General features: G+C 67.8%; 3 protein-coding genes and 1 pseudogene. 2 read left to right on the top strand and 2 right to left on the bottom strand.

What is annotated here, in order from left to right:
* Nucleotides 1-511, bottom strand: a 511-nt coding sequence (locus E2493_RS20860) for a transposase (RefSeq protein WP_135090391.1), incomplete at its 3' end; no start/stop codon positions are given.
* 441 nt (nt 512-952) lie between these two features.
* The gene (locus tag E2493_RS20855) at nt 953-1,540 is read right to left on the bottom strand and encodes a DUF5681 domain-containing protein (RefSeq protein WP_191993034.1); all 588 of its coding nucleotides are present in this window, start codon (nt 1,538-1,540) and stop codon (nt 953-955) included.
* Between the two features lie 499 nt (nt 1,541-2,039).
* Between E2493_RS20855 and E2493_RS22025 the strand changes: the two genes are divergently transcribed.
* Both E2493_RS22025 and E2493_RS22020 read left to right on the top strand, forming a co-directional pair.
* Nucleotides 2,040-2,510 (top strand): WGxxGxxG family protein, encoded by a 471-nt coding sequence (locus E2493_RS22025; RefSeq protein WP_135090694.1) that lies wholly within the window; start codon nt 2,040-2,042, stop codon nt 2,508-2,510.
* Between the two features lie 948 nt (nt 2,511-3,458).
* Nucleotides 3,459-3,944 (top strand): annotated as a pseudogene (locus E2493_RS22020) (hypothetical protein); the annotation flags it as partial.

Here is a 3,944-nt window from a genome sequence, read left to right as displayed (position 1 = left end):
TCGCCTCCGCAGGAAGTCCCTCGCCGCCGGCAACCCCCCGCTGCCGGTTGGCGTCGGCCTTGATCAGGCTGGCGTCGACCGCGAAGCCCTCGCCGCCGACCAGCCCCTCGAGCAGGCAGCGCTCGACGGTGAGCTCGAACAGCCGGCGCAGCAGATCGCTGTCGCGGAAGCGGCCGTGTCGGTTCTTCGAGAAGGTCGAGTGATCCGGCACCGCCCCGTCGAGGCCAAGCCGGCAGAACCAGCGGTAGGCGAGATTGAGATGCACCTCCTCGCAGAGGCGCCGCTCGGAACGAATGCCGAGACAATAGCCGATCAGCAGCATACGGATCATCAGCTCCGGATCGATCGAGGGCCGCCCTGTCGCGCTGTAGAAGGGCCGCAGGTGCTCGCGAATGTCGGCCAGATCGACGAACCGATCGATCCGCCGCAGCAGGTGGTCGTCAGGGACGTGGCGCTCCAGGCTGAACCCGTAGAACAGCGCCTCCTGCATCACCGTCCGCTCGCCCATCATCGGCTCGCCTCCCGCTCTGGCAGGACGATTGAATCAGAGCGGAGTCACGGCAGCAAGGGGAGTTTTTCAACACTATCGATCGTTTGCAGACGTACCCAAGCGCTGCGCAAGCGCGTCCGCTTTGTGGCCTTTCCCTGTCAGACGATCGCCTTCAGGACTGTCGGTTTGTGACCACACAGGCACCAACGGCTGCGTTGCTGCGGTGCGGCGACCGTAAATTCACCGTTGTTTACGGTCGATCGGCCTCCGGTGCGCTGCGCCGCAGCAGGCGGGACCCGGAAGCGCCCCCCGCCGCGCGACGCCGCCCGCGACGGCGCGCGCCCCCGGTCATTTTCCGGTTCCCGCCCTTCAAAGACAGGCGCGCTGCGCACCCGGTGGACGGGAATTCGAGACGACTCTCGCCCGGCTGCCGCACGTCTTCGCGCCGGCGCGGGCGGTCCGTCAGGGATCCCGCTGCCGACCCTTGTCGTTCCCGGCGTCCCGGCCGGGAGGGGCCGTCTCCGATCTGTTCGAACGGGTTGGATGGTCACCGTGGTTGCGCAGACCCGGCCGGGCCGGCGGGGCGGCTTGGCCCGCGCCGCGGCGGCGGCCGAACTTCTCCTCCAGGCGGGTGAGGCGGCGCTCGTGCTCGCCGGCCTCGATCAGGCCCTTCTGGGCGACGAGCAGGGCCATGATCTTGTCGGCCTCGCCGACCGGCACGCGGCCGGCGGCGACCGCGGCTATCAGCGCGGCGCCGGCTTTCTCGACATCTTCGGCCGTCTCGATCGGCGGCAACTCGAAGCTGACGTAGACGTCGCGGCGCCGCGGCGCGATCCGCTCGAGGCACAGGCGCAGCGCGACCCTGTCGCCGTCCAGCGCCATCTCGACCGCCTTGCGGGTCAGCGCCGCGGCCTCGCCCTCGAGCAGCGCCTCCACCGCCAGCGAGGCCTCGTTGCGCGCGCCGGGCGGCCGGCCGCGCGGATTGCCGCTCCGGCCCGGTGCGAAGCGCGGCCGCCCGCGGCGCGTCTTCCGATCGTCGTCTTCGAGCATGCAGTGCCTCCTCCCGGCGCGGCGAGGTCGATCGGCCCGCTCCAGCCGAGAACCATGTTCATGCTTCGTTCTAGCACGTTCTCGCGATTTTCGCAAGTCTGAGTATGCACTGCACACAGACGCTGCGTGCCTCACCGCAGGCGTGCCGGTCCAAGGCAGATCTGCTGTTAAAACAGCAAAAATACAGGAGGTCGAACGCCAGGAGGTGATGCGCCGCAGCCCGCCGGATCTCCCTAGTTCGTTTCGTATATGTAACAAATTGGTTCGGAGAGGCCGCCGAGTCGCCACTCGAGCTGTTCGACGCCCACGTCCGCTCGTCCCCGGATCGCCGTCGGCGGCGCGGTGGCTCGACCGTCCGCCTCACGCCACGGGCGGCAGCCGGACATTGCCTCCGCCGCTTCGCGCGATTTACCGGCGTTCAGCGAGTTTCGTGCGCTGCGCGGAAGCGGACATCTCGTTCGTGCGGAAGGACTTGGCGCGCGCGGCAGGAGGCAGGCAAGTGCCTGACCGTGAACGTCGTGCCGGGGCGCCGCCGGATGTCCCTGCGGTGGAACAGCCTCGGGTGCGGATGGTTTGGAACGCCGCCGGATCGAACCCGGCCAGTGCAAACAGGAGGACGTTCATGACACAGGTTTCGCTGAAGCGGGCGCTGCTCGCCGCCGCCGCGCTTACGCTCATCCCCGCCGCCGCCGCGGCGCAGGAAGACGTGAAGGAGCGCGCCGAAAAGCTTTCGGACCAGGCGAACGAAATGCAGGAGCAGGCGCAGGAACTCGCCAACGATGCGACGGTCGAAGCCGTGGACCGCGACGGGCGCGCGGCCGGCCCCGTCACGGTCGCAGACGGTGCGGAACCAGACGACGACGACGACAGCGGCAACTGGGGCCTGCTGGGTCTGCTCGGGCTCGCCGGCCTTCTCGGACTGAAGCGCCGCGACACGCATCACCTCCATACGGACAATCGCCGGATCTGATGCCGGACCGACGGCGGGGCTGGCGCGTCTCGTGCCGCCCCGCCGCCATACCCGCGCCGGGAGGGGCCGAGCGTTGGGCGCCCAGCTCTCGGGAACAGCGAGCGCTTCACGCCAGATCCCGACATTCCGGTGCGCCAAAGTGACTCCCGAAAGCGGACGGTCGGCGGGCTAAGGGAAGCCGGGAGCGGTTTCGTGCATTTAGTAAACTGTCACCGAAATGCCGTCGGCGCGGATCGGGCGTGGCGCCGGCAATCTTCGGCCGATGCCGAAGGCAGCGCCCGCGCCGGCGCCAGGCTCCTGCGCATCGCAACAGAAGCAGCAACGCGCCTCCCGCAAATGCGGTGAATTCGCGGCGTGTCGCCGTGCCGGCGCGATCAATCCGGATATTGATCTTCGGAGCCCGTCCGCTTGTCTGGGACGATAGCTGCCCGCCCTGTTCCTTCCCGGCAGATCATCGAACAGCCCCCGGCCGGAATCGAGTTTCGTCCAAAATGGTGGCGTCGGCCGCAGTGGCATCGGCGGCTTCGCGGCAACAGCATGATCCTCCCCGAAAGCCGCGGAAATCATCTTTCCAATCAACGGCCTCCCTCGACTTCGAAAATAGCTTGATCGTTCCCGACGAGCTCGAGCGGCGAGTTGATCTTGCCTGACCTGAACGGACGATCCCGCCGAACGCGTTTCCCTCCCTATTGCATCGAGATGCCGTTCATGAGACGGTGAAGGGGCTGGAGCGACTCAAAAGAGCAAGATCCGCTCCGGTTTCGTAATAAAATTTTCCGACTGTTCATTGCGGCCGTTGGGTGATCAGCACAACTTCGTCGACATCGCGTCGTCGCGGAGCGGGCAACCGCGCCCGCTGAACCCGGAAGAACGTCGGCGAACTTCTTCAAGACATCTGGAAAGCTGCCGACGGCAACTTTTCGGACGGATCATGCATGGGAGGAACGGATGCCGTCTGCACTGACCTATCCGGGCGTCTACATCGAGGAAGTGCCGAGCAACGTTCGCACGATCATCGGCGCCTCGACGTCGATCGCGGCCTTCGTCGGCCGCACCCAGCGCGGCCCGGTGAACCTGCCGGTGGTGATCAACAGCTTCGCCGATTTCGAGCGCCAGTTTGGCGGGCTCTGGCTGAAGAGCCCGCTCAGCTTCGCGGTGCGCGATTTTTATCTGAACGGCGGCGGCCAGGCGGTGATCGTCCGGCTGTTCAGCCCGAGCTTCGCCGACGAGACGGCGCGCGAAGAGGCTTATGACGCCGCCACCGACGAGGCGCAGACCGCGGCGGAGGCGGTGGCCGATGCGGCCAACAACGCCGTCGCAGGCGCGGCCAACGCCGGCGACGTCGCCAACGCCGCCCAGGCTGCGGTCGCCGCCGCTTCCGCGCCCGGACCGGCAGCGGCTTCGGCCGCCGAGGCGGTGTCCGCGGCCGTGGCG

The sequence above is a fragment of the Sphingomonas parva (ex Maeng et al. 2020) genome (assembly GCF_004564275.1).
GTDB lineage: Bacteria > Pseudomonadota > Alphaproteobacteria > Sphingomonadales > Sphingomonadaceae > Allosphingosinicella > Allosphingosinicella parva.
This window is presented reverse-complemented; position numbering and strand designations above follow the sequence as displayed.